This window comes from Porphyrobacter sp. MBR-155 (assembly GCF_040547625.1).
Taxonomy (GTDB): Bacteria; Pseudomonadota; Alphaproteobacteria; order Sphingomonadales; family Sphingomonadaceae; genus Erythrobacter.
The window spans coordinates 81,658-106,426 of sequence record NZ_JBEPQB010000010.1 but is presented as its reverse complement, the minus strand read 5'-3'; the positions used below and the strand labels follow the sequence as shown (position 1 = coordinate 106,426).

General features: G+C 63.7%; 19 protein-coding genes and 1 tRNA gene. 17 read left to right on the top strand and 3 right to left on the bottom strand.

Annotated features, from left to right (window positions below; all coding sequences use genetic code 11):
• Positions 1 to 8 precede the first annotated feature (8 nt).
• From pgmB to ABIE62_RS11760, 6 genes are all read left to right on the top strand, one after another.
• Positions 9 to 3,020: a beta-phosphoglucomutase gene (gene pgmB / locus ABIE62_RS11785; protein WP_502930316.1), complete on the top strand. Its 3,012-nt coding sequence runs from the start codon at positions 9 to 11 to the stop codon at positions 3,018 to 3,020.
• A 1-nt stretch (position 3,021) separates the two neighbouring features.
• Positions 3,022 to 5,409 (top strand): TonB-dependent receptor, encoded by a 2,388-nt coding sequence (locus ABIE62_RS11780; RefSeq protein ID WP_354326244.1) that lies wholly within the window; start codon positions 3,022 to 3,024, stop codon positions 5,407 to 5,409.
• A gap of 108 nt (positions 5,410 to 5,517) precedes the next feature.
• Positions 5,518 to 6,765, top strand: coding sequence for an MFS transporter (locus ABIE62_RS11775; protein WP_354326243.1), 1,248 nt, complete (start codon positions 5,518 to 5,520; stop codon positions 6,763 to 6,765).
• A 115-nt stretch (positions 6,766 to 6,880) separates the two neighbouring features.
• The gene (locus ABIE62_RS11770; protein ID WP_354326241.1) at positions 6,881 to 7,024 is read left to right on the top strand and encodes a hypothetical protein; all 144 of its coding nucleotides are present in this window, start codon (positions 6,881 to 6,883) and stop codon (positions 7,022 to 7,024) included.
• Positions 7,025 to 7,089: 65 nt separating this feature from the next.
• On the top strand, positions 7,090 to 7,389 hold the full coding sequence (locus ABIE62_RS11765) for a phosphoribosyltransferase family protein (protein ID WP_354326240.1): 300 nt from the start codon (positions 7,090 to 7,092) through the stop codon (positions 7,387 to 7,389).
• Complete coding sequence (locus tag ABIE62_RS11760) at positions 7,386 to 9,641, top strand: copper-transporting P-type ATPase (protein WP_354326239.1); 2,256 nt, start codon at positions 7,386 to 7,388, stop codon at positions 9,639 to 9,641. The genes ABIE62_RS11765 and ABIE62_RS11760 overlap by 4 nt, the downstream gene beginning before the upstream one ends.
• A 440-nt stretch (positions 9,642 to 10,081) precedes the next feature.
• Here ABIE62_RS11760 and ABIE62_RS11755 read toward each other — a convergent pair.
• Positions 10,082 to 10,156 (bottom strand) — tRNA-Gly (locus ABIE62_RS11755).
• 230 nt (positions 10,157 to 10,386) lie between these two features.
• On the opposite strand from ABIE62_RS11755, the gene ABIE62_RS11750 reads away from it, so the two are divergent.
• Together ABIE62_RS11750 and ABIE62_RS11745 are read left to right on the top strand one after the other, a co-directional pair.
• Positions 10,387 to 11,316, top strand: coding sequence for a tetratricopeptide repeat protein (locus tag ABIE62_RS11750; RefSeq protein WP_354326293.1), 930 nt, complete (start codon positions 10,387 to 10,389; stop codon positions 11,314 to 11,316).
• Positions 11,317 to 11,327: 11 nt separating this feature from the next.
• Positions 11,328 to 11,939, top strand: a complete 612-nt coding sequence (locus ABIE62_RS11745; protein WP_354326237.1) for an LON peptidase substrate-binding domain-containing protein — start codon at positions 11,328 to 11,330, stop codon at positions 11,937 to 11,939.
• 9 nt (positions 11,940 to 11,948) lie between these two features.
• Here ABIE62_RS11745 and ABIE62_RS11740 read toward each other — a convergent pair whose 3' ends face one another.
• Both ABIE62_RS11740 and ABIE62_RS11735 read right to left on the bottom strand, forming a co-directional pair.
• Positions 11,949 to 14,882, bottom strand: a complete 2,934-nt coding sequence (locus ABIE62_RS11740; protein ID WP_354326235.1) for a DUF2339 domain-containing protein — start codon at positions 14,880 to 14,882, stop codon at positions 11,949 to 11,951.
• 167 nt (positions 14,883 to 15,049) lie between these two features.
• The gene (locus ABIE62_RS11735; RefSeq protein ID WP_354326234.1) at positions 15,050 to 15,880 is read right to left on the bottom strand and encodes a flagellin N-terminal helical domain-containing protein; all 831 of its coding nucleotides are present in this window, start codon (positions 15,878 to 15,880) and stop codon (positions 15,050 to 15,052) included.
• 268 nt (positions 15,881 to 16,148) lie between these two features.
• Between ABIE62_RS11735 and ABIE62_RS11730 the strand changes: the two genes are divergently transcribed.
• From ABIE62_RS11730 to ABIE62_RS11690, 9 genes are read left to right on the top strand one after another with little or no spacing between them, the layout of a single operon-like run.
• Positions 16,149 to 17,408: a sigma-54 interaction domain-containing protein gene (locus ABIE62_RS11730; protein ID WP_354326233.1), complete on the top strand. Its 1,260-nt coding sequence runs from the start codon at positions 16,149 to 16,151 to the stop codon at positions 17,406 to 17,408.
• Positions 17,405 to 17,764: a flagellar hook-basal body complex protein FliE gene (gene fliE, locus ABIE62_RS11725; protein WP_354326231.1), complete on the top strand. Its 360-nt coding sequence runs from the start codon at positions 17,405 to 17,407 to the stop codon at positions 17,762 to 17,764. Before ABIE62_RS11730 ends, fliE begins: the two co-directional genes overlap by 4 nt.
• Positions 17,765 to 17,767: 3 nt before the next feature.
• Positions 17,768 to 19,402: a flagellar basal-body MS-ring/collar protein FliF gene (gene fliF / locus ABIE62_RS11720; protein WP_354326229.1), complete on the top strand. Its 1,635-nt coding sequence runs from the start codon at positions 17,768 to 17,770 to the stop codon at positions 19,400 to 19,402.
• Entirely contained in the window at positions 19,399 to 20,427 is a 1,029-nt protein-coding gene (gene fliG, locus ABIE62_RS11715; protein WP_354326227.1) for a flagellar motor switch protein FliG, read from the top strand. The genes fliF and fliG overlap by 4 nt, the downstream gene beginning before the upstream one ends.
• On the top strand, positions 20,411 to 21,037 hold the full coding sequence (locus ABIE62_RS11710; RefSeq protein ID WP_354326225.1) for a FliH/SctL family protein: 627 nt from the start codon (positions 20,411 to 20,413) through the stop codon (positions 21,035 to 21,037). Before fliG ends, ABIE62_RS11710 begins: the two co-directional genes overlap by 17 nt.
• Positions 21,034 to 22,368: a FliI/YscN family ATPase gene (locus ABIE62_RS11705; RefSeq protein WP_454184812.1), complete on the top strand. Its 1,335-nt coding sequence runs from the start codon at positions 21,034 to 21,036 to the stop codon at positions 22,366 to 22,368. The genes ABIE62_RS11710 and ABIE62_RS11705 overlap by 4 nt, the downstream gene beginning before the upstream one ends.
• On the top strand, positions 22,361 to 22,792 hold the full coding sequence (locus ABIE62_RS11700; protein WP_354326223.1) for a hypothetical protein: 432 nt from the start codon (positions 22,361 to 22,363) through the stop codon (positions 22,790 to 22,792). Before ABIE62_RS11705 ends, ABIE62_RS11700 begins: the two co-directional genes overlap by 8 nt.
• Before the next feature lie 30 nt (positions 22,793 to 22,822).
• Entirely contained in the window at positions 22,823 to 24,124 is a 1,302-nt protein-coding gene (locus tag ABIE62_RS11695) for a hypothetical protein (protein WP_354326221.1), read from the top strand.
• Between the two features lie 32 nt (positions 24,125 to 24,156).
• Positions 24,157 to 24,768 carry a flagellar basal body-associated FliL family protein gene (locus ABIE62_RS11690; protein ID WP_354326220.1) on the top strand — a complete coding sequence of 204 codons (612 nt, stop codon included), beginning with the start codon at positions 24,157 to 24,159 and terminating at the stop codon, positions 24,766 to 24,768.
• Position 24,769: the final 1 nt, after the last annotated feature.

The following is a 24,769-nucleotide window of genomic DNA, read 5'->3' as shown; positions in this document are numbered from 1 at the left end:
GCCGATGGATGGTTTTCGCCATGCAAACGGCCCTGCGGAAACGCATTATGGAGAGGGCATTGTTGGATAAGGCGCGCATTCCTGCGGCAGATGCTGACGTCTGGCATCTTTGCCAGACGGGCTTCGATATGTTGGAGGAGTCCTCTCGGGCAAGCGTATTCGCACTCGCTAATGGTGTTCTCGGCGTGCGCGGCGGCCTCGACGAGCTAGCGGGGGATCATGCAGCGATCCTTTCCGATGCTCACATCGCCAACCCGATCCATTATCATGAAAGCTTCACCGGATTCGCTACCAGTTCGGACATGCGCTTTGCGGCACCTAGTCCGGTTCAAATCGCGCTGGAAATCGATGGCAAGCCCTTCGTTCCGGGTGGGGATGCCCCGCTGGCATTCGAGCGGAAGCTCGGCCTCGTCGATGGGATTCTTCACCGCACAACCAGCTGGCGTATTGATCAGGATCGTATCCTCCATCTCACTGTCTTGCGTCTCGTCGCGCCAGGAGCCGGCGCGCATTGCGCCAGTCAGATCCGGCTGCGGGTAACGGGCGGAAGCGCGGATATCTCGCTCAGCTTTCCACTCGAATGCCAAGGGGCCGACCCGGCCGCGGTTGATGATCCCCGGTTCAATCGCGCCACGCCGCTCCGCCGCATCAGCCTGGACGAGAGTGGGGTTGAGGCCTGTTTTCGCGCCGGCGATGGCGCGCAGGCCGTCGATTTGGCAATGGTGCAAGCGATCGACATCGATCCCGCTGCAGGCAAACTCATCCTTGATGATGGCCACGCCACTGCACTGTTCTCTCTGGACGATGGTGCCGAAGGAATGGTGGAGCGGCATGTCCACTATGCCTTCGGGCCCGATGGCCCGGACAGGGCACGAGAGCTTCTCCAGCACAACCGGACGACGGGCTGGGGCGGGCTTGCAGAGGTAGCGCAAGCGGAATTGGCGCGGTTCTGGGCAGGTGCCGACATCGCAATTTCGGGTGACAGCGGAATGGAGCAGGCGATTCGTCTGGCGATGTTCCATCTCTACCAATCTGCCAGCCGCGACAACCGGCACTCGATCGCCGCCAAGGGCCTGACCGGCGAAGGCTACGAAGGGCACTATTTCTGGGACACGGAAGTGTTCGTCTTGCCAGCGCTGGCCTTTCTCGCGCCCGAACTTGCTGCGCCAATTCTGCGCTACCGCATTGGCACGCTCGACAACGCCAGACGCAATGCGCGCCAGATGGGTCACGCCAGCGGAGCGCTCTATCCCTGGCGCACGATTGGAGGGGATGAGTGTTCAGCACATTATCCCACCGGGGCCGCACAATACCACATCAATGCCGATATCGCCTATGCGCTAAACCTCTATCGCGAGGCTACTGGTGATGCGCATCTGGTGCGCGATGCAGCGCCGATGCTGTTCGAAACCGCGCGCATTTGGCTGGAAATCGGGCATTTCAATGTGCGCCGAGGGGGTGCCTTTACAATCCATGGCGTAACGGGGCCGGATGAATACACCGGTCTGGTCGACAATGATTATTACACCAATGCCATGGCTGCGCGGCATTTGGCGTTTGCAGCAACGCTGGCCAGCGAAATGGAGCAGGAGGATCCCGAGCATTTTCGCGCCCTGACAGAAGAACTTTCGCTAACACCGCGCGAAGTCGAGCAATGGCGCGCGGCCTCGGCGGCGATGTGGCTGCCCCTTGACGAGACGCTGGGAATCCATCCGCAAGACGACAGTTTCCTCGACAAACCTGTCTTTCCCTTCGCTGATCTTCCGCGTGATCGCTTTCCGCTTCTGCTTCACCACCACCCCCTGCAGTTGTTCCGGCATCAATTGTGCAAGCAGGGCGATGTGGTGCAGGCCATGCATCTGGCGGGCGAAGACGTGCCGCTTGCGGCCAAGCGCCGAGACCTTGCGTATTATACCCCGCTGACCACGCATGATTCCACGCTGTCAGCCACTGCATTTGCCATCGTTTCAGCGGAAACGGGCCAAGCGGCGCAGGCGCTCGATTATCACCACGAGACTGCATATGTCGATCTCGAGAACCGGCACGGCAACACGCATCACGGGCTGCACATGGCAGCAATGGCCGGTAGCTGGCTGGTTCTTGCGATGGGCTGGGGTGGAATGCGGATCGTCAAGGGACGGTTACACTTCCGTCCAACTTGCCCAGACAGCTGGGGATCGTACAGTTTTCGGTTGCGCTGGCGCGGCGCGCTTTTGGAAATCAATGTCAGCGCCGACAAAACCATTTATCGGCTCATCTCCGGTGATCTGCCGCTGATCCTCGATCATGGCCGCAAAGTGGTGCCGAGCGCCGCTGGAACAGTTCTGCTCCGCTCGATGGTTGATGCCGTGATTTTCGATCTCGACGGGGTTCTGACCGATACGGCGCAAGCGCACTTCAAAGCATGGAAGCGGCTGTGTGACGAAGAAGGCCTGCCCTTCGACGAGCACTTCAATGAGAACCTCAAAGGCGTCGATCGTCCAGCATCGCTGGCTTTGATCCTCGAAGCGGCCGGCGTCGCGGCGGATGCAGCGACACGCGAAGAAATGATGACGCGCAAGAATAAATATTACCGCGAAGCGATTGCCCATTATGGCCCGGACGATCTGTTCTCGGGCGCGCGCGAATTGCTTACCGATTGCCTCGCCGCAGGCCTAAAAATCGGCCTTGCATCGGCCAGCCGCAATGCCCGCGACGTGGTCCGGGCGCTGGGCATAGAAAACCTGTTCGACACGATCACCGATGCAGGAACGATCAAGCGCGGCAAACCCGATCCGGAAATCTTCCTCGCTACCGCACAAGAGCTCGGCTGCGATCCGTCGCGCTGCGTCGGGGTGGAAGATGCCGCCGCAGGAATCGCTGCGATCAAGGGTGCCGGAATGCGGGCTATTGGAGTCGGCAGCCCCCACGCACTGGCAGCAGCCGATAGCGTCGTTTCCGAAATTTCTGCGCTTGATGTCGCGGTACTGACCACAGCCCTTACCCCTGAAGAACGTGACCAATTGAAGCTGGAGAAATAAGATGAGCTATAAAACAAAATGGCTGGCTTCGGCAGCCGCAATTACTTTCCTGTTTCCTGCTGTAGCACAGGCGCAAAACGCCGATACTGCGACCGGAGACGAAACAGCCGAGACTGAGTATTCCGGTGAAATTGTCGTCACCGCGCGACCCGGCGGTTCCGGCCAACGCAAGCAGGACGCAGCTTTTGCGATCAGTTCGATCGACAGCGCCGCGATGGACCAGATCGCCCCTAGCAGTACCGCCGATCTTCTCTCCGTTGTGCCGGGCGTATGGTCCGAAAGTTCGGGCGGGCAAAACGGCGCGAACATCTTCGTGCGCGGCTTCCCAGGTGGCGGCGATGCCGAATTCGTGACTTTCCAGTATCAAGGCTCGCCAGCCTTCCCGCCGCCAACGCTTTCCTTCCTGGAAAACTCGCAGCTGTTCCGGATCGATGAAACCGTTTCGCGGATCGAAGCGGTGCGCGGTGGCCCGGCGCAGGTTTTCTCGAACGGGCAGGTTGGCCTTACCGCCAATATAATTCCCGTAACCGGCGGGCCGGATTTCGAAGGCTTGATCAAGGCGGGCGTAACCGATTTTGGTGACAAGCGCTTCGATGCAGTGATCAGCGGGCCGCTCGGCCCTGATACCGGCTTCATGGTCGGCGGTTATTACCATTCGGGCGACGGGATCCGTGATGCGGGTTTTACCGCTGAGGAAGGCGGCCAGATCAGCGCCAACGTTACGCATGATTTTGGCGATGGCAACATCACCGTATGGGGCCGCTATCTCAATGATCAAGGCGCATGGCTCTTACCGATCCCGATCATCCAGAACGCTGACGGCAGCCTTGCGGATTTCCCCGGATTCAAACGCGGGACGGGCACTTTCAATAGCCCCGAAACACGCTTGACCATTCCCAATGACGGGGTGACGATCGATCAGTCGGAAGGTCGCGGAGCCAATCTGGTCAATTTTGGTTTCGATCTCGATTATTCGCTGTCGGATACCATCTCATTGTTTTCCAAGACCAGCTACCTTAACGGTTCGGCCGACACGCGCGGGCTGGTTCCCGCAGGAGCGCCGACGAGCGTTGCGGAGATCGCCTCGCGTTCAGGCGCAGGTGTTGGTAGCGTGACCTTTGTCAATGGCGGCGGGGCATTTGACCAAAGTAATGCTGTTATCGAAGTGGGCGCGTGGCGGGTCGACAAAGACCTAGAAGCCTTTACGACCGAGAACGGTCTGAACTTTGAGTTCGGCTCGCATACGCTGACTGCTGGGGTCTATTACGCCTCCTTCTCCTCGCGCGATCGCTGGAATCTGGGCAACTTCCTGCTGCTCGAAGCGGTCAGCAATCCGCGCGTTCTCAACATGACGCTTGACGACGGCCGCCCGGTGACACGCAACGGCTTTACGCGCGGCTCCTTCTTCAACGTCAATGCCGATTACGATGGTGAGGACGTGGCGGCCTACCTGTCGGACGAATGGCAGGTCAACGATCAGTTGCGGCTCGATGCGGGCATCCGCTGGCACCGCCACGAGGTGACCGGCAGCCTTGAAAACAACGATTTCGGCGTCGATACCGATGGCGATCCCGATACGTTGTTCAATAATGACGATGCGGTGCTCAACGGCACCTTCTCGAACATCCAGTTCTCGAAAAGCAAGGCCTCTTGGACTGCAGGCGCGAATTATGCCTTTACCGATGATGTCGGCGCATTCCTGCGTTACAGTCGGGGCAACAGCTTCCCGCAGTTCGACCAGCTTCGCGATGGGCTGCGGCTAGTGCAGGAAATCGACACTATCGAGGGCGGGCTAAAGATCAGCAAACCGGTTTACAGCCTGTTTGCAACGGTGTTCTATAATGATTTCAGTGGTATCCAAAACACCCAAATCGTCAACGGCGCACCGATCCCCAATGTCGGGTCGGCCAGTGCCATCGGGGTCGAAGTGGAAGGCGAGTTGCGGCCCATTGAAGGCCTGAGTCTGGGTGGCAACCTTACCTATCTCAACGCGGAATATGACAATTTCTTTGCGCTGGGTGGTACGGTCGATGCATCGGGCAATCAGCTGGAACGGCAGCCCGAATGGCAGGCACGCGGACGTGCTGCCTATACGGCACAACTGGGCAGTATCGAAGCGACGTTATTCGGATCGGCGCAATGGGTTGACTCGCGCTTCTCGGACAATCTCAATACCCAGGTCCTGCCGTCCTATACCAAGGTCGATGCCGGCATCTCGGCGGTGGTCAATGATAGGCTGACGCTAATGGTTACGGCTGACAACCTTCTGGATTCGCATGGAATCACCGAAGGTAATCCGCGCGTGATCGGTTCGCAGGGCGTAGGCCCAATCCTCGCACGGCCGATCCTCGGCCAGTCATTTACCTTCAGCGCACAGTTCAATTTCTGATCAGTACGCTGATAATTCCCGAAAGCTTCTTGCGTTCGGGTCGCATCCACCAGGGGGCTTGGTTCCCCCTGGTGGATTTGCATACCTCAAACTGAGGAAGGACAAGCGATGCCGGCCAGCCGTACCCGCGTGATCGTTGCGATCATACTGGCTTACATGCTTTTCGCAGTGCTGCTTAACAGCGTAGGGACTGTGATTCTGCAGTCGATTGCCTCGCTCGGCCAAACCAAATCGAGCGCCGCGATACTCGAGGCGTTCAAAGATCTGCCGATTGCGCTTGTCAGCTTCCTGGTGGCCTCGTTCCTTCCGCGCTTTGGATTGCGCAACAGTATGGCTTTGGCATCTGCCATGGTTTGCGTGGCCTGCATTGCTATGCCGCTGCTCCCATCGTTCGCCACTACCAAGCTGCTGTTCGCAGTCACCGGGGCGAGTTTCGCGCTGATCAAGGTTTCGGCCTATGCCATGGTCGGGCTAGTGGCACGCGATAAGGCTGATCACGCAAGCCTGATCAGCACAATCGAAGGTTTGTTCATGGTTGGCGTCCTGTCGGGATACTGGCTGTTTGGAGCCTTCATTGACAGCACGTCTCCGGCGAGTCTGCGCTGGCTGAATGTCTATTGGTTACTCGCTCTTGCCGCTGCGGTGGTAGCAATAGTCGTCCGCACAACCCCGCTGGATGAAAGCGCCGCGCGCCCGATGAACGATGCGCCCAGCCAAGATTTCACCGCCATTTTCACGCTGGCGCTGCAACCCTTGGTGCTGGCATTTCTGCTGTCAGCTTTCCTCTATGTCGTTGTGGAGCAGGCGATTGGCACATGGTTGCCAACATTCAACAATGAAGTGCTGCACATGCCCCAGGCGATGAGTGTGATGGCCGCCAGCCTTTTTGCAGCAGCTATAGCGGCGGGGCGACTCGGTGCAGGATTCGTGCTGCGCCGGGTGTCTTGGTACAAGGTCATTATATTCTGCATCGCAATGATGGCGTTGCTGGTTTTGCTCACCCTGCCGCTGACGCGCGGCCTGATGCCTGATCCGCAAATGACGTGGCCGAATGCGCCAATTGCGGCCTTCATTCTCCCGCTAGTGGGACTATTTCTTGCGCCGATTTATCCCGTCATCAATTCACGGGTTCTATCAGCTCTCCCACCGCCGGATCATGCGGTGATGACCGGGCTGATCGTGGTCTTTTCGGCATTGGGCGGAACCACGGGATCATACATCACTGGGCAAGTGTTCGCCGCCCTTGGCGGGCAGGTTGCCTTCTACCTTTCGCTAGTGCCGATGGCCTTGCTGCTTTTAGCGGTATCGCTGTTCAAGCGACTGGGCGGGCGTCAGGAGTTGGCCGCAAAAGGCTAGGGTTTTGTCGGGCTGCTTTCATGTGTTAGGGTGCATTTTCGTGTCAGAAAAAGCGATGGCGGGCTGATATGAGAGGGGGCTACAAGGCAATTTGTACTTTGCTGAATCGCCAGCCTTGCATCGCCACAATGCTACGCTGGCGCTTTCGAGGCATCAGACCGCGATTTTGCTCGGATCACGCTATCAGTGCGGCAAGCTGTGCCACGTTTTTGATGCGGCGCTGATGATACTCATCAAGGGCGTCGCCAAGGCGGCCTGACTATAACCCAGTTTCTTTTTTAATTCATGAAGTTCCTCATCAATTCCGGGTAAAACCAGATGCTCATGAGCACGGCATTGATACAAGCGATCACCAAGGCGCTCAACCTCGACGATATCGCTTCGTCGGGCCGGACGATGAGCCGCGCCATCGAGCGGCTGCGCGAAGGCGGCACGCGCCCGCCGATCTGCATCGTCATTCATGCCGTCTTTTCTGGAACTGCGCATGATGAGATCCTGTCGGCGGGCGCCGCGCGAGTCATCTCGACGGATTCCATCCCTCATCCAAGCAACGCAATTTCGATGGCCGCACCGCTGGCCCGCGCCGTTTCCGATCTGATTGCAAGAAAAGGCCAAGTCCGATGAACGAGCACAAGCCCGCCCACCATCACGCCGACGGCGCGACGCCTGACCAGGCCTGCCATCATGGGCACGGCACGCAGGGAAGTCCGGCATCCGACGATGGTCGCTATGACAAGGTTCCCGAAGGCTTTGGCGGTGCGGTCTATACTTGCCCGATGCACCCGCAGGTCCGACAGACAGGGCCGGGATCGTGCCCGATCTGCGGCATGGGGCTTGAACTCGAATCCGCCACGATGGCCGAAGATGCCCCCAACCCCGAACTCGTGGATTTCACCCGGCGGTTCTGGATCGGTGCGGTGCTGACACTGCCGCTGCTGATCTTCACCATGGGGCCATACCTCGGCCTTGGCGGCGTCAGGGATATCCTCGGCGAACGGCACACGCTCTGGATCGAATTTGCTCTCGGCACGCCGGTCGTCCTGTGGTGCGGCTGGCCGTTTCTGGTGCGGGGTTGGAACTCGTTCCGTTCGCTGAACCTCAACATGTTCTCGCTGATCGGCATGGGGGTGATGTCCGCCTGGGCGTTCAGCGTTGTGGCGGTGCTTGCGCCGGGCATATTCCCCGATGGCTTCCGCGATGCAGAGGGCCATGTCGGGGTCTATTTCGAAGCGGCGGCGGTCATCGTCACGCTGGTGCTGCTGGGTCAGGTGATGGAGTTGCGTGCGCGCGAGGGCACGGGCAAGGCCATCCGCGCGCTGCTCGACCTTGCCGCCAAGACGGCGCGCGTGATCCGGGCTGACGGCAGCGAGGAGGACATCGCGCTTGAAGATGTGCAGGCGGGCGACCGTCTGCGCGTGCGCCCCGGCGACAAGGTGCCGGTTGACGGCGTGGTTGTGGACGGCCGCTCATCGGTCGATGAAAGCATGATCAGCGGCGAACCAATCCCGGTTGAAAAGAATGTGGGCGATTTGCTGACCGGGGCTACGATCAACGGGACCGGCAGCCTGACGATGGAGGCAACGCGGGTGGGTGCGGACACCATGTTGTCGCAGATCGTCGAGATGGTGGCGAATGCCCAGCGCTCGCGCGCGCCGATCCAGAAATATGCGGACAAAGTCTCGGGCTGGTTCGTGCCGGTGGTGATCGGGTTTGCTGCGCTGGCGTTTATCGGATGGGCGCTCTGGGGACCGGCCCCGGCGCTGTCCTATGCGCTGATCGCCGCCGTCGCCGTGCTGATCATCGCCTGCCCCTGCGCGCTTGGGCTCGCCACCCCGATGTCGATCATGACCGCCACCGGGCGCGGCGCGCAGGCCGGTGTGCTGATCAAGAACGCCGAAGCGCTGGAGCGTTTTGAAAAGGTCGACACGCTGATGGTCGACAAGACCGGGACGCTGACCGAAGGCAAGCCGCGGCTGATTGCCGTGCTGCCCGAACAGGGCCACGATGAAACTGAAGTGCTCCGCCTTGCCGCAACGCTTGAAAAGGGCTCGGAGCACCCCTTAGCCGAAGCGATCGTTGCGGGCGCGCAGGAACGCGGCGTGGCGTTGGGTGAGGCCAGTGACTTCGAGGCGGTCACGGGCAAGGGGGTGAAGGGCGTGGTCGACGGCAAGAGCGTGGCCCTCGGCAATCTCAAGCTCGTCACCGACCTGGGACTCGAGGCAGCCGAATTGACCGAAAAGGCCAATGCGCACCGCGACCTGGGCGAAACGGTGATGTTCGTTGTTTTGGACGGCGCGGTTGCCGGATTGGTCAGCGTGGCCGATCCGGTCAAGGAGACAACGCCAGCCGCGCTCAAGGCGCTTCATGAGCTTGGCTTTCGCATCATCATGGCAACCGGCGACAATGAGCGAACTGCGCGGGCCGTCGCCGCGCGGCTCGGCATCGACGAGATCCGCGCCGACGTGCTTCCACAAGACAAGGCGCGCATCATCGAGGAGCTTCAACGCGAAGGGCGCAAGGTCGCCATGGCCGGTGATGGCGTCAACGACGCTCCCGCGCTCGCACAGGCCGATGTCGGCATCGCCATGGGCACAGGCGCGGATGTCGCCATCGAAAGCGCGGGGATCACGCTGGTCAAGGGCAATCTCGACGGGATCGTGCGCGCGCGCCGACTGGCTAGGGCGACGATGCGCAACATCCGCCAGAACCTGTTCTTCGCGCTGATCTACAATGCCGCGGGCGTGCCGGTGGCGGCTGGACTGCTCTATCCCGTGTTCGGCATCCTCATTAGCCCGATGTTCGCAGCCTTCGCGATGAGCGCATCATCGATCTCGGTCGTTACCAACTCGCTGCGCCTGCGCAGCGCGAACATCTGAGAGGGAAGCATAATGGACAGGAGGCAGCACCCTGAAGGAGGCGGCAACTGGAAACCTGCTCGTGCAGGCGGAAAGCCGAAGCCTGTCGGCTTTCCCGGCTGGCGCGTAATAAGAAATGCCCGCAGGTGCAGCGTGCGTGCGGGGCCCTGCGTATGAAACACCGCGCCCTTAAGAGCAGGGCAGAAGGTCTTGCGGGACAGAGCCGCGACGACAGCCCCGCTCCAGCTCGAGGGACGTTGCGGGGTCTCCCGCACGAAGGGGTAGGCCGAGATAGCGCAGCGGCTCGGGCTCAGGGGAAGGCTTTCCCCTCTTCAAGGACAGATTGAGTTCACCGGTCAACACAATATGAAACGGTGTTGACCAGGTGTTGACCAGCGCAAATCGAGAGGCCGACAGTCCTTCGCCAACTGGCATAAATCCATGTTTTTATTGAGAAAATTTGGAGCGGGCGAAGGGATTCGAACCCTCGACCCCAACCTTGGCAAGGTTGTGCTCTACCCCTGAGCTACGCCCGCTCACTGGCGCTGGCAGAAACCGGAACAAGCGCGGTATCTGCCGGAGAGGCGGCGCGATTAGCAGTGCCTTGTCGGGGCTGCAAGCGCAAAATTGGGCCAATTGGGGCTTGATCGCAGGCCTGTGAGCGGCCAGCACGGATTGCCCGCTTCACATCTGCGCCGAACGCCCCACATTGGGGCAGCAACAACGCAGCCACACAGCAAGACACAGGAGCTTTCCATTGGCCAGCATGGGACTGAGCATCGACGAACAAAAAGCGGTCGAACGCTTCCGCAAGGACGTGGTCGATCCGTCGCAGACCAGCCTCGTCATCGTTGATTTCTGGGCCGAATGGTGCGGGCCGTGCAAGGCGCTGACCCCGGTGCTGGAAAAGGTCGCGGGTGAATATGCCGACAAGGGCGTGGTGCTGGCGAAGATCAATGTCGATGAAGAACAATTCATCGCCGCGCAGTTCCAGGTGCGATCAATCCCGACGGTCTATGCGATGTTTCAGGGCCAGCCGGTCGCCGATCTGACCAGCGCACGCACCGAATCGCAGCTCAAGGCGGCTATCGACCAGTTGCTGACGCAATTGCCAGTGCAGGCGGGTGCCGCCGGGGCTGCGCCGCCGCAGGGGCCTTCGCCAGAGGAGATCGCGCAGTTCATCAAGCTGGGTGACGAGGCACTGTCCTCAGGCGATCCGCAGCGCGCGGCGAGCATCTTTGCCCAGATCACCGAATTCGCGCCCGATAATGCCCCCGCCCACGCCGGGCTGGTGCGCGCGCTGGTGCAATTGGGTGAGGTCGATCAGGCGCATCAGGTGATGCAGGTGATTGACGCCGATCCGCGGCTTGCCACCGATCCAGCAATCGCAGGCGCAAAAAGCGCGTTGGAACTGGCAGGCACCAGGGTTGATGATGGCGAGCTTGCCGCCCTGCGCGCCGCCGCTGTTGCAAAGCCTGACGATATGGACGCGCAGTTCGCCTTTGCCGAGGCTGCCTTTGCCGCTGGTGCGCGCGATGAGGCGGCCGATACGCTGCTGGCGATGGTCGCCACGAATCGCGAGTGGAACGAAGGCGCGGCGCGCGCAAAACTGCTCAAGATATTCGAAGCGACCGGGCTTGAGGATGAATGGGTGGTCGCAACCCGCCGCCGTCTGTCGCGCGTGTTGTTCGGTTGAGCGCAGCGGTCATGTCCAGACGCCTCTCGATCTTCCCGCTCACCGGCGCAGTGCTGTTCCCCGGAATGCAACTGCCGCTACATATCTTTGAACCGCGTTATCGTGCGCTGGTCAGCGATGCACTGATCCGTGACCGGCAGATCGCGATGATTCAGCCGCAGCGTGCCATCGAAGGCGCGCCGCTGTTCAGCGTCGGCTGCGTCGGGCGGATTGGTGAGGTGCAGGCGATGGATGACGGGCGCTACAACATCGCCTTGGAAGGCGTCGCCCGGTTCCGGCTGGTGCGCGAACTGGAGGTCACCACCGCATTCCGCCAGATCGAGGCGGATATTTATGACGAGGACGAGGACGAAACCCTGACCCACGCCCAGCGCGGCGGGTTTGAACGTGAGGCGCGCGCCTTTGCCGATGCGCAAGGATACAGCGTCGACTGGGATTCGGTGGAGCGGCTGGATGATCGCTCGCTGATCAACGGGGTGTCGCAGATCGCCCCGTTCGATCCGGCGAGCAAACAGGCGTTGCTGGAGGCAGAAACACTGACCGACCGCTGCGAATTGCTGGTGCAACTGATGCAGTTCTATGGCCGCACCGATGGCGGCGAGGAAATCGTGACGCTGCAATAAGCAGGATCGTCATCCGGCGTCGGCGGTGCTCCGGCGTGACAATTGGCGCGAGTACACCCAGCCAATCCCGATCAGGCTGAAGCCTAGCGCCATGAAGCTGGCGATCCGCAACAGCCCTTCAAGCCCGGCGGCGTCAATCAGGAACACCTTGACCACTGCGGCCAGCATCAGCACCAGCGAACCAATCCGCCAGCTGCGCAAGGCCCGCCACGATCCCCACCACAAGAAACCGAGCGCCAGCACGATGCCGAGCAGCGAGATCAGCAGGCTTTCGGCCTGACCGACCGTGCGCGACGTCAGCACCGATCCGGCAAACACCTGCCGCAGCAGCGAATAGGCCAGCAACGAGAGCAGTGCCATCGTCACCGCATCAATGGCGTGCAGCACCGCCGCCGGGGCATTCGCCCACTGTACCTGCACCAGCCACAGCGCGGCGATGGCAGTGAAATAGGCGAGCGTCAGCCAGTTGGCGATTGGAGTCGGCCCAACATGCTGCACGCTCAGCAGCGGATTGTGCAGCGCCAGCGTGAACCACCCAAAATGCAGTAGTGCGGCGGCGATCAGGCAAAGGCTGACCGGGCGCCCCACAGCCGCAGGCAGGCGTTGCCCCGCGCCATAGGCAGCAAGCACCAGCGCCGCCTGCCAGATGCTGCGTTCGCCCATGCCGTAATGTTCGAACTGGAACAGCGAGGTGATGGCGAACAGCTGTTTGTAAAGGCTGTGCAGCGCGATCCCGCCGATCAGGCCAAGCGCGATTCGCACCGCCGCGCGGAAATCGATCCGTCGATCCTGCCCTTTCCAGACCAGCACCACGAGCACCGTCGCCAGCGGCGCGATGCGCAATGCCAGGTCAGCCGGAGCGATGACGGCATCGGCCAGGAACGGGTTACCGACCAGCGCCAGCAATCCGGCGGTCGCCCATGTCGCGAGCAGCACCAGCGCCCACGCTGCTGTGATGGCGAGTGCAGCCGTCCACGCAGCGCTGCGGGCGGGCTGGATCAGAAATAGCCCCGCTGCCCCCGCTGCGGCGATCCATGCCAGCGGCGCGCTCGGCACGATCTGGGCGATCACGCCGTAGAATAGCGCGACGGCAAATGCCTCCCCCACGCCGCGTGCTGCGGGTTGGCGGGCGATCAGCGCCAACCCAGCAAAAGGCGCGGCGGCGGCAGCCCAGCGGATCACCGCACGCAGCATGTCGGTATCCTGCGGCATGTCACCAAGGTGGGAGACTTCGGCTGCGAATCCCGGCGTCACCGCCATAGCGGTCAGCGTTATTGCCGCGCCCGCCCATGCCGCGCTGTGCAGCGCCAGCGCATCGCGCCGCCAGTAACACCGCAATAGCGGCGCACAGACCGCCGCCGCCATCACCGGGGCGAGCCAAGCCGGGGTCAGCAGCAGTAGCGCCGCAAACGCCAGCAAGGCTGCGGGTGCCAGCAGGATCAGCGCCTTGCGCGTCTCAGCCTGCTCACCCCGCCGCCACAACAGCGCGAAGGCTGCGCCCGGCAGCAACGCAAGCCCCGCCATCGCCGCCGCCAGCACCGGCTCACTCGCCTGCGCGCCCCAGCTGCCATAGCGGGTATAGATGACGATCCCCATGATCAGGCTGACCGCTGCCAGTTGTGCCAGATCGAGCAGTTTGGACCGTCCGAGCCATTGATGGGCGAGCGGCACTCCCGCGAAGATTACCACCATTGCCGCGGCCACCAGCGCATAGAACTGCGTATCGGGTTCGGGCCAGATGATCAGCAGCCACAACCCCAGCCCTGCCGCCACCAACGTTCCCAGTCGTAGCGGATCGAACCGCCAACCCAGTCCGGCCAGGCCTGCGGCGATCAGCAGATACAGCCCCCAGGTCAGCGGCGCGAACCCGGCAGTGCTGACCAGCACCGCCATCTGCAAAGTCGCCAGCGCGCCCGCAGCAAGGTGCGGCAGACGCGGACCGGCATTCCTTGAATGGAGGAGCGCGGGCAAAACCGTGCCCAGCACGATCAGATAGACCCCCAGCGCGGCGAAATCCGAACTGCTGGAAACGCCCGCAAACATCATCAGCGCGCCCCAGCCCAGCCCGGCGGCCAGCGCGGCATATCCCAGCCAAGGACGGCGCTGCGCCTGACCGCTCCACGCCAGCCCGCCTGTGATCAGCGCAAGGTAGAACGATAGCAGCGGCACATTGGCGCTATCGCTATCGACCAGCAGCGGCGCGGCAAACCCGCCGACCAGCCCGATCACCGCACTTGGCAAGCCGAACCGGAACGACAGCGCCATCGCCGCCGCCGTTACAATCGCCAGCCCAACGAATGCAGTGCCGGCGCCGATCAGGCCATAGGCCGTGCCCGCCAGATAGAATGCGCCATACAACGTGGCGAGCCCGGCCCCGGCCAGCGCTTGCCGCACACGCGGATCGCGCAGGCGGCCTTCCAGCCGGAACGCCGCTTCTGCCCCCGCCAGTAATGCCAGCCCGAACATGAAGCTCAATGCGACCCTTACCATAGGGGTCATCAGGCCCGCCTCAATCGCGAAGCGGACAAGGAATATTCCGGCGATCGCCAAAGCAAAACCGCCGCCCCAGATCGGTAGCTGGCGTCCGAAGATATCCTCGAAATCGAAGGCAAAGCCGCGGGGCGGTTCGGCCACCATCGCCTCATCAGACGGGGCGGCATAGGCCCTGGTTGGTTCGGCGGCGAACGGATCGGCTGGCACAATTGGTTCTGTACCCAGCGGCGCGGGGGTCAGCTCCGGCGGAGGAGGGGCAATCTCCCCGATTACGGGCGCAGGCTCAGCCTCGCGGGCGGGAAAGTCACTGGCAGGCGCGGATGATGCAGGGTCGAAGCGCAACCGATCAAGCTTGCGCGAAAGGTCGTAGACTTGGCGTTCAAGCTTGCCGATCCGCACCCACGAGGCCGCGATCAGTCCACCGAACAGAAGGATGAAGAAAAAATCCATGGCCCCGCTGCACGTAATCACCGAGCCGCCGCTGATATGCAATCACTAACTTTCTGGCAGGGCATCAACTTTTCAGGACGCGACACTCCCTCCCGCAAGCAAAAAGCCCGGAACCTTGCGGCTCCGGGCTTGCTTTCCCGCTTGGGGGGAGCGGGAGGGAGCGGGGTTTACCGCAGCAGCGACAACACGTTCTGCTGTGACTGGTTGGCCTGCGCCAGCATCGCGGTGGATGCCTGGCCGAGGATCTGCGCCTTGGCGAGCGCGGTGGTTTCCGCCGAGAAATCGGCATCCATGATCCGCGAACGGGCATCGGTCAGGTTGGTCGAAACATTGGTGAGGTTGTTCACCGCCGATTCCAAGCGGTTCTGACCGGCACCCAACGTGGCACGCGAAGTCGAGATCGTCGCGATGTCCGCGTCGATATTGGTCAGCGCGGCGCGCGCCGCAGTACCATCAGCGCCGGAGACATTGAACGAACCGGCCACACCGCCGCCCGAAGTCAGCGCGGTCAGATCGGCAAGCGCAAGATCGACCGTATCGACATCATTCGCACCGGCAAGGATCGTGACCGATGTGGTCGTGCCATCGAACAGGGCAACGCCGTTGAATTCGGTATTCGCCACGACCTGGCCGATCTGGGCGGTCAATTCGTCAACTTCGATCTGGATGTTGGCGCGGTCGGTATCACGGAAGGTGTCCGAACCCGCCTGCACGGCCAGTTCACGAACACGCTGGAGCATGTTGGTCACTTCGTTGAGCGCGCCTTCAGCGGTCTGGGCCAGGCTGATACCGTCATTGGCGTTGCGCACGCCCTGCGCCATGCCGCGGATTTGCGAGGTCATCGAAGCGGCAATCGCAAGCCCGGCGGCGTCGTCGGATGCGCTATTGATACGGCTGCCGGTCGATAGGCGTTCCATCGCCGAACCGAGCATGTTGTTAGCCTGAACGCCAGCATTGGTTGCGCGCAGGGCCGAGATATTGGTGTTGATTACAGACATTGTTCAAACTCCCGAATGGTCATGCAGGACGAACAGGCCCGTCGCTGCTGGCCAATAGAGCGGTTGCCTGCCGGGATGTTTAAGCCTGCCGGAATATCATTGTGTTTCATCGACCTGTCAGCACCCATGGGTGCCGTACGGATCGGGGCGCGGTGTTTGTCTTCGCCCATCACCCCATCGGCTAGGTGATGCTACGAGGGCTTAAATTTGCCATATCTGCAGCGTCCCGGCGGCATTGTTTTGCCGTTAACTCACAACAGGGGCGATCATGACAACACCAGCCAGCACCGCAGCGCGCGCCAATACCGGCCATACGACGCTGATCGGGATGACCGTGCCGCTGATGGGCGGGCGCTGGCAGCGTGACCGGATTGTGCTGGGCGCTCCGGCAGCGCGGGCGGGCGGCGGGATGATGGCAATCGATCTGGCGCATTCCGATACGCCAGCGCTGGCGCTGACCGGGCCGCAGCGCGCCTCGCTGAGCTATGATCCGGCGGCGCTGGCGGATGCGCGCGCGGCGTTGATGGCGGTTTCGGCGCAGGGCGGCTGGCCGATTGCGGTCGATCCGCAATCGCTGGCGCTGCTGACGCTGGCCGAACGCGTCGCGGCGAGCGATATTCCCGTCCTGCTCGAAGGGCCGACCGGCACCGGCAAGGAAGTGCTGGCGCAATTCATCCACCGTCTTTCGCCGCGCGCCGATGGGCCGTTTGTCGCGGTCAATTGCGCCGCGATGCCCGAAGCTATGCTTGAAGCGCTATTGTTTGGCCACAAGAAGGGCGCGTTTACCGGCGCGTCTGATGCGGGCGAAGGATTGTTCCGCGCGGCGGACAAGGGCACGCTGCTGCTCGACGAAATCGGCGAATTGCCGCTGGCCTTGCAGGCGAAACTGCTGCGCGCGTTGCAGGAAGGCGAGGTCTTGCCGCTGGGCGCAACCCGTCCGACCACGGTTGATGTGCGGGTGATCGCCTGCACCAACCGGCATCTTTCTGCCGAGGTCGAAGCCGGGCGCTTCCGCGAAGACCTGCTGTATCGCCTCAATGTCTTCCCCTTGACCCTGCCCGCGCTGCGCGACCGGCCCGGCGATATTGCCGCGCTCGCCTTTGGAATGCTGCTGCGCCATGCGGCAGCGCCTGGGCGGCCGGGGTGGATTAACCGCGCGGCGCTCAGCCTGCTCGAAGCGCACGCATGGCCCGGCAATGTCCGCGAGTTGGAAAATGTCATCCGCCGCGCAATTTTGCTGGCCGATGGCGCAGGCGTGATCGCGCCCGAACATATCGTGTTTGACACCGCCGTGCGGCCAGTAATCGATAACAGCGCAGGCGAGGCCCCGGCGCGGGGCATGATGGCGCGTTCGCTGTCGGACGTGGCGTTCGCATCGGAAGCGCGGGCGATCATGGATACGCTGGCCAATCACGCCGGCAACCGCGCCGCAACCGCACGCAGCCTCGGCATTTCCGAACGCACCTTGCGTTACCGCCTTGCCTCGATGCGCGGCGCGGGGATGCTCGCCGCAGGAGGCGCGGCATGAGCGGGATTGGCTCCGGTTTTGGCGTGCAGGATGTGATGGCGCTGCGCCAGCAGGTGCTGGAGCGCAGCAATGCCCTGCGCGAAGTGCGCGCGGCGAGCGAGAACGGGCAGCTTGGCGCGCCAACGCAGGCCCCCGGCGCGGGCTTTGCCAGCACGCTGACCACGGCGCTGGACAAGGTCAACGCGGTGCAGATGCGCGCGGGCGATATGCAGGTTGCCTATGAACGCGGGCAGGTGACTGACATCGCGCAGGTGATGCTGGCGCGTCAGGAAGCGGGCGTCGCGTTTGAGGCCACCTTGCAGGTGCGCAACAAACTGCTGTCTGCCTATCAAGATATCATGCGGATGGGGGGCTAACCAATGGCCGATACCGACCTTGCTGTGCCTGCTGCGCCTTCCGGCCCGGCTGACTGGCGCACGATGCTGCCGCCGCCATTGGCCGCATTCATGCAGCAACCCGCGCTATCACGCGCGCTTCCGGCGCTGGCCGGGCTGGGCGCACTGGCGGCGGCGGGGATGCTGTGGATCAGCATTTCTCAGGGGCCCGACCGGCTGCTCTATTCGGGGCTATCCGATGGCGAACGCGCCAAAGTGGTCGAAGCGCTCGACGCGGGCGGGATCGATTACACCATCGACAATTCCACCGGTGCCTTGTCGGTATCGGAGAATGATCTCTACCGCGCGCGGATGGTGGTTGCCAGCAATGCCGGGATCGCCGCACCCGAAGGCGCGTCTGAAATGCTCGACGCGATGCCGCTCGGCACGTCGCGCACGCTGGAGGGCGAACGCCTGCGGCTGGCGCGCGAACGGGAATTGATGCTGACCATCCGCGAGATTGACGGGATCGAAAGCGTGCGCGTCCACCTAGCCACGCCCGAACGATCGGTGTTCGTGCGCGAAAACAATCCGCCCAGCGCATCTGTCATGACACGGCTGGTGAGCGGGCGCAGCCTGTCGCAAAGCCAGGTCGAAGCAATCGTCAATCTGGTTGCAGGGTCGGTGCCGGGCCTGAGCGCGGATGCGGTGCGCGTGGTCGATCAGAATGGCCGTCTGCTATCCGACCCGCGTGAGCAGCAAGGCGAAAGCCTGATGCTCCAGCGCGAATTCGAAGCCAAGCTGCGCGAACAGGTCGACAGCCTGTTGCTGCCCTTGCTGGGCGAAGGCAATTTTTCCGCGCAGGTGCAGGTCGAACTCGATCAGACCGAAGTCACTTCCGCGCGCGAGACCTATGAAAAAGAAGGCGTGGTTCGCAATGAAAGCGAACGCAACGCGACCCGCACCGGAGCCGCGCCCGTGGGCGGGGTGCCCGGCGTGGCCGCGAATGTTCCGCCGCCCGATGCGCAGCTGGTCGATGGCCCGCCGCAGCCCGGTGCCGCCGCGCCGCCTGCCAACCCCGGCCCGACCGACACCGAAACCGCGACCCAGCGCAGTTATGAACTGGGGCGCGAGGTTGCTGTCACCAGTTCACGGCCCGGCGGATTGACCAAATTATCGGTCGCGGTTGCGGTCAGCGATGCGGCGCTGAAAAAGGCCGCGCCGATGACCGCCGCCCAGCTTGAAGCGCTGGTCAGCGCCGCCGTGGGTGCCAGTGCCCAGCGCGGCGACCAGATCGAAGTGGTGGCGAGCAAGTTTGAACCCGCCAATCTGGAAGCCCCCGCCTTTTACGAAGAACCGTGGTTCGCGATGCTGGTGCGCTATGGCACGGCGTTGATCGCGGTGCTGCTGGTGCTGCTACTGGCGGTGCGCCCGTTGATCGGCAAGCTGCGCGGCAAGGGTGATCGTGCGGTGTCTGCCGATGGGCCCGCGATTGACGACGCGGATAATCGCACCCCGATGCTCACCGCGCAGGGCAATGGCGCTGCGATGGGCGATCTGCCGCAACAGGTCGAACTCGCGCGGCGGCTCGCGGTGAGCCAGCCCGAACGCGCGGTCGAAGCCTTGCAGCGGATGCTCGAAGCCCCTGCCCCCGCCAACCCCGAAGCGAGCGCATCATGAGCGCACAGGCCAATATCACCGCAGCGTCGCCATCGCTGCTCAACCGGATTGACCGCGCCGCGGTGTTCCTGATGTTATTGGGCGATGATGAAGCGACCGGGCTGCTGGCCCGGCTTTCGCCCGACGAATTGGAAAAGCTCGGCGCGGCGATGATGGCGCTGGGCGAGATTGACCAGCGCCGCATGGCCGAAGCATTGGCTGATTTCGTCGGCGAGGCGGCGCGCGAAATGCTGCCCCAACGCGGGCGCGGTGATCGGGTGCGCACCCTGCTAGACAAGGCGCTTGGCCCCACGCGCGCGCAAAGCATGATGCAGCGGATTGAGCCCGATACGGCCCCGCGCAGCCTGGAAATGGCGCGCTGGCTGGCACCGACGGTGCTGGTCAAACTGATTCTGGATGAACACCCGCAGGTGATCGCCGCGCTGATGCTGCTGATCGACCCCGAACCGGCGGCCGAAGTGCTGGCGATGTTGCCAGCCGAACTGCAATCGCTGGTGGTTGAACGCGTCGCGCGCAGCGGTGCGATTTCAGCGCAGGCGATTGCCACGATCGACACGTTGCTGACCCAGCGCATCGGCGCGACCTTTGGCACCGCCGCGCTGACGTTGGGCGGCCCGCGCGAGGCGGCGAACCTCATCAACCTGGCCGCAGGCGAACTGCGCCACACGGTGCTGCCATCGATTGCCGGTCGCAATGCGCCGCTGGCGGAGCGCATCGAGGAAGAATTGTTCACCTTCGAAATGCTGTTCGAACTCGATCCGATGGCGATGGGCCGCTTGCTGCGCGATGTCGACAGCGAGAAGCTGGTCGATGCGCTCAAAGGTCTCAAGGAGGACGAGCGCACCCCCTTCTTCGCCGCGATGTCGAGCCGCGCGGCGGACGGCGTCAGGGACGAAATCGAGATGCGCGGCCGCCTCGCCAAGAGCGAAGTAGCGGCAGCGCAGCGTGCCATCGTCGAAATTGCGCGCGGACTGGCCGATTCCGGAGAGATCATGATTGGAAGCGGCAGTGGCGAATTCGTCTGAGTGGATGGGCGCGCTGGAACAGCCGCGACCGGCGCAACCGGGTTGGCTGGCGTTGCTGGACGAACCGGCAGAGTTCCGTGAGGCATTCGTGTTTGGCGCGGCGCAGCCTGCCGCGCCTGCGGATGATCGTTTGGCACCCGCGCCTGACCCCGGCGAGGATGCGCTGGCCCGCGCCTTTGCCGATGGCGAGGCCGCCGGACGCGCGGCGGCAGAGGCCGAGGCCGAAGCGGCGGCGGCACGCCAACGCGCGCTGCGGCTGGCGTTTCGCACGATTGATGAAACCGCGCGCGATGTGCTGGCCGATGATCTGGCTGAAACGGTGATTGCGCTGTGCGAAGCCGCGCTGGCGGAGTGCGCGATTGACAAGGACGCGCTGTTGGCGCGCTGCCACACGGCGGCCAAACGGATTGGAGGGGCGGCAGAAGCGCTGACGCTGCATCTTCACCCCGATGACCTCACCACTCTCGATACCGCAGCGCTGGGGGATTGGCAGGTCATGCCCGATCCGGTGCTGGATCGCGGCGCGGTGATGATCGCCGGGCCGGAAGGTGCGGTCAGCGATGGCCCGGCCGAATGGCGCCGTGCGATTGCCGCAGCGGTGCGCGGATGATCGGAGAACTGCAACTTGACCTCGCCCGGATGCGCGCCGCCCCGGTGGCGAGCGGGCCGGTGCTGACCGGGCGGGTGGTGACTTGCGACGGCGGCTTGATCGAAGTCGCGGGCCTGCCGCTGCCGGTCGGTTCGCTGGGGGCGATTGAAAATGATGCGGGCGCTGAATGTCTCGCCGAAGTGATCGGCTTTCGCGCCGGGCATTCGCTGATGATGTTGCTGGGCGATGCGATGCTGCTGCATCCACAAGCGCGGGTGCGCGCACTGGGCAATCCGGGCGAGGTGCGGGTTGGCCCCGCGCTGCTCGGCCGCGCGGTCGATGCGCTGGGCGATCCGATCGATGGTGGCCCGCGGCTCGATCTGAAACAGGCATGGCCGCTGGCCGGCAGGCGCGAAGGCGCATTGGAGCGCGCCAGCGTGCACGTGCCGTTCGATTGCGGGGTGCGCGCGATCAATGCGCTGGCGACGATGGGGGTCGGGCAACGGCTTGGCATCATGGCCGGATCAGGGGTCGGCAAATCGGTGCTGGTCGATACCATCGCGGGCCATGCGGTGGCCGATGTCATCGTGGTCGCGCTGATCGGCGAACGCGCGCGCGAGGTTTCGGACTTTGTGAACCGCCACATGGCGGGGCATCGGCGCGGCGGGATCGTGGTGGTCGCGGTGCCTGCCGATCACGCCCCCAACCTGCGGCTGCGCGCGGCGCAATATGCCAGCGCGATTGGCGAATATTTCAGGGCGCAGGGCAAGCGCGTGCTGCTGATCCTCGACAGCCTGACCCGCGTGGCCCACGCCGCGCGTGAACTGGCGCTGGTGCTGGGAGAACCCGGCGCGGCGCGCGGATACCCGCCGAGCGCGCTGGCGGCGGTGACACGCATCGTGGAGCGCGCGGGCAATTCGGCACGCACCGGGGGCGCAGTTACCGGGATCTACACCGTGCTGGCCGACGGCGATGATGCCAATGATCCGGTGGTCGATACCGCGCGCGCCATTCTCGACGGGCATATCGTCTTGTCGCGCGCGTTGGCGCAGCGCGGGCATTATCCGGCGATTGATGTGCCCGCCTCGCTCAGCCGGGTGATGGACGATCTGGTGCCGCGAAATGTCGCCGCCGCCGCGCAGCGCCTGCGGGCCTTGATCGCGGCGCGCGAAGACAACCGCGATCTGGTGCTGATGGGCGCTTACCGTGCGGGCAGCGATGCGTTGCTGGATGAGGCCTTGGCCTTGAGCGGCGTGATCGACGCCTTCCTCACCCAGACACGCGGCGCGGCCGAACCGCTCGCCGCCAGTCATCAGGCGCTGCTCAGGTTAATGGCACCAGGCGATGCGTGAGGCGCGCCGACTGGCGCTGATCGAACGCCAGACGCTGATTGCCGACGTCGCGCGCAAGCAGGCGCTGCGCGGGCTTGCCGAGGCGTTGGAGGCCGAAGCCCGCAGCCATGCGCTGGCAGACAAGAGCAAGGCGCTGGTCGCCATCAGCGCAGCCCAGCCGGGGACAACCACCGGAGCGGCGCTGACCGGGCGGGCGGCGTTTACCGCCAGCCTGACGCAGCTCGCCGCCACCGCTGGCAATGCCGCGCACGACGCGGCGCGCCAGAGCGTCTGGCAGGCCGAAACCCTCGCCAAGGCCGAAAGCCGCACCAAACGTCTGGCCGAGCGCGAAGCCGAGGCGCGCGCGGCGCTGGATGCAACCAAGGCGCGGCGCGCGGCCGAGCACGAGGCATCGGCGCTGGCACGCAAGTTGCAAAGCAAGTGAGCGGCCTGACCCCAAACATAGGATAATGCGATGATCCCGTTCCTGCCCGAACTTTCCGTCACCCCCGGCCCGCTGGCAGGGGCAGGAGCGATGCCACTGGCACAGCCGGGCGCAGGGTTGGATTTTGCCGGATTGCTGAGCGCCGCGCAGCCCGCCGCAGATGCCGGAACGCAGCGCAATGCTGGCGCGGCCCTGATTACTGCGCCGCTGCCCGAATTGACCGCGCAGCCCGCCGCGCGCCTGCCGCACGGCACGGGCTTGCCGGAAGGTGGCGCAATTTTGCCGGATCTGGCCGCACCAGACATCACTGATGCCGGAGCCGTTTCGGTCGCGCAGACGCCCGACACCCCTGCCCTGCCCACCCTTCCCGAAGCCGCCCCAGACACCGCCGCGGGCCGGATCGCGCCAGAGGCTCTGGAACAACCCGAAGCGGCCCCGGAAGGCCCGTCTGATGCGGATGCCGATGCACCAGAACCGGAAACGGGACAGCCTGCCCCCGCCGCGCCAATCGCCGAAACGGTGGCTACACTGGTTGCCGCGCCACTTGTCGCAGTGCTTGTGGCTGCCGCCAATCCGCCCGCACCAGTGCCAGTCTCCGCCCGCGCAGCCGCGCGCGCCGGGGCGCAGGTCACGGCTGCCCCGCCCGCGCAGGCCGAGGTGCAGCCGCTGCCAGAGCGGGCCGCTTTGCCCGATACGCCTGCGCCTGCTGCCGCTGCACTGCTGGCCGAACCTGCACCCGCTCCTGCCGCAGCCTCTGCCCCCGCCGCAGCACCCACCACTCAGGCGGCAACCGCCGCTGCCGCGCCGCTTGCCCCCACGACCGCTGCCATCCCGGTGGCAGACAGCGCCGAACCGCGCGCGCCCGCGCCGCAGCAGGAAAGCACCATCGCGCAGGTGGGTGAACTGCGTGAGGCTTTGCGCGCCGCGCGTCCGGAAATGACCCTGCGCCACGCCGAATTCGGATTTGTCTCGCTGCGGGTAGATGCCACTGGCGCGGAAGGCTGGCGCGCCGTGCTGGCGAGCCGCGATCCGGGCTTCGTCCTCGCGATCCACGCCGCGCTGGCCGACCGCGCGATTGCCGCAACCGCCGACAGCGCGGGCACCCACAACAGCGCGGGCCAAAATGGCCAATCCGATCAACGTTACGGGCCTTCCCCTAATGGGGGGCAAGGGTCGTCTCAACCATACTTGGCGCAATCATCGAACCGCGACGAGGGCAGCCAACAGCACCCGCAACAGCGCCAGCCGCGCACCACCGAAACGGTGGCAACGCGCGCCGGTGATGCTGATGCGCAGCACGGCGACCCCCGTCAACGCGGCGTATTTGCCTGACCGGGCAATGACGAACAGGGAGTTAAGTGCGCATGTCCAAGACCAAGGACAAACCCGACAAGGACGGTGAGGACACCGGCAAGTCCGCCAAGAGCGGTAAGGGCGGGATGATGAAGATCATCATCGGCGCGGTGCTGCTGCTCGGCATTGGCGCGGGCGGTGCTTACGGTGCCTTTGCGATGGGCCTGTTCGGCACTGACGCTGCGCACCAAGAAGCCGACGAGCCCAAACTGGTGTTGAAAGGCGAAGCAGACCCTTACCCCGTGCCCGGCGCGGACGCGGAGAAAGACGGCGGCGCGCCGATTTATGGCGATGGCGGCAGCAAATATCGCACTGTCTATTACAGCTTTGCCGAAAGCTTCACCTCCAACCTCGCGGATTCGCCGGGGCTGGTGCAGGTCGAACTGGCGGTGTCCACCCGCCGCGATGGCCGGGTGCTGCAATGGGTGCGGAACCACGAACTGGCGATCCGGTCAGCGATCCTGACGCAACTGGCCGCCACCCCCGAAGCCGAGGTTTATGATGTGGCGGGCAAGGAGCGTCTTGCCAAGCGGCTGACCCAGGCGATCAATGATGTGCTGGAGGAAAACGAAGGCTTTGGCGGGATTGATGCTGTGCATTTCCGGGGGTTCCTGGTCCAATGAG

What these genes read in the sequence shown, in the direction of transcription:
- ABIE62_RS11735 (WP_354326234.1), bottom strand. Translation starts at nt 15,880, where the DNA reads ATGTCTGTAATCAACACCAATATCTCGGCCCTGCGCGCAACCAATGCT.
- ABIE62_RS11705 (WP_454184812.1), top strand. Translation starts at nt 21,034, where the DNA reads ATGATCGGAGAACTGCAACTTGACCTCGCCCGGATGCGCGCCGCCCCG.
- fliE (WP_354326231.1), top strand. Translation starts at nt 17,405, where the DNA reads ATGAGCGGGATTGGCTCCGGTTTTGGCGTGCAGGATGTGATGGCGCTG.
- fliG (WP_354326227.1), top strand. Translation starts at nt 19,399, where the DNA reads ATGAGCGCACAGGCCAATATCACCGCAGCGTCGCCATCGCTGCTCAAC.
- ABIE62_RS11750 (WP_354326293.1), top strand. Translation starts at nt 10,387, where the DNA reads ATGGGACTGAGCATCGACGAACAAAAAGCGGTCGAACGCTTCCGCAAG.
- ABIE62_RS11780 (WP_354326244.1), top strand. Translation starts at nt 3,022, where the DNA reads ATGAGCTATAAAACAAAATGGCTGGCTTCGGCAGCCGCAATTACTTTC.
- ABIE62_RS11760 (WP_354326239.1), top strand. Translation starts at nt 7,386, where the DNA reads ATGAACGAGCACAAGCCCGCCCACCATCACGCCGACGGCGCGACGCCT.
- ABIE62_RS11775 (WP_354326243.1), top strand. Translation starts at nt 5,518, where the DNA reads ATGCCGGCCAGCCGTACCCGCGTGATCGTTGCGATCATACTGGCTTAC.
- ABIE62_RS11690 (WP_354326220.1), top strand. Translation starts at nt 24,157, where the DNA reads ATGTCCAAGACCAAGGACAAACCCGACAAGGACGGTGAGGACACCGGC.
- ABIE62_RS11730 (WP_354326233.1), top strand. Translation starts at nt 16,149, where the DNA reads ATGACAACACCAGCCAGCACCGCAGCGCGCGCCAATACCGGCCATACG.
- ABIE62_RS11700 (WP_354326223.1), top strand. Translation starts at nt 22,361, where the DNA reads ATGCGTGAGGCGCGCCGACTGGCGCTGATCGAACGCCAGACGCTGATT.
- pgmB (WP_502930316.1), top strand. Translation starts at nt 9, where the DNA reads ATGGTTTTCGCCATGCAAACGGCCCTGCGGAAACGCATTATGGAGAGG.
- ABIE62_RS11740 (WP_354326235.1), bottom strand. Translation starts at nt 14,882, where the DNA reads ATGGATTTTTTCTTCATCCTTCTGTTCGGTGGACTGATCGCGGCCTCG.
- fliF (WP_354326229.1), top strand. Translation starts at nt 17,768, where the DNA reads ATGGCCGATACCGACCTTGCTGTGCCTGCTGCGCCTTCCGGCCCGGCT.
- ABIE62_RS11695 (WP_354326221.1), top strand. Translation starts at nt 22,823, where the DNA reads ATGATCCCGTTCCTGCCCGAACTTTCCGTCACCCCCGGCCCGCTGGCA.
- ABIE62_RS11765 (WP_354326240.1), top strand. Translation starts at nt 7,090, where the DNA reads ATGAGCACGGCATTGATACAAGCGATCACCAAGGCGCTCAACCTCGAC.
- ABIE62_RS11745 (WP_354326237.1), top strand. Translation starts at nt 11,328, where the DNA reads ATGTCCAGACGCCTCTCGATCTTCCCGCTCACCGGCGCAGTGCTGTTC.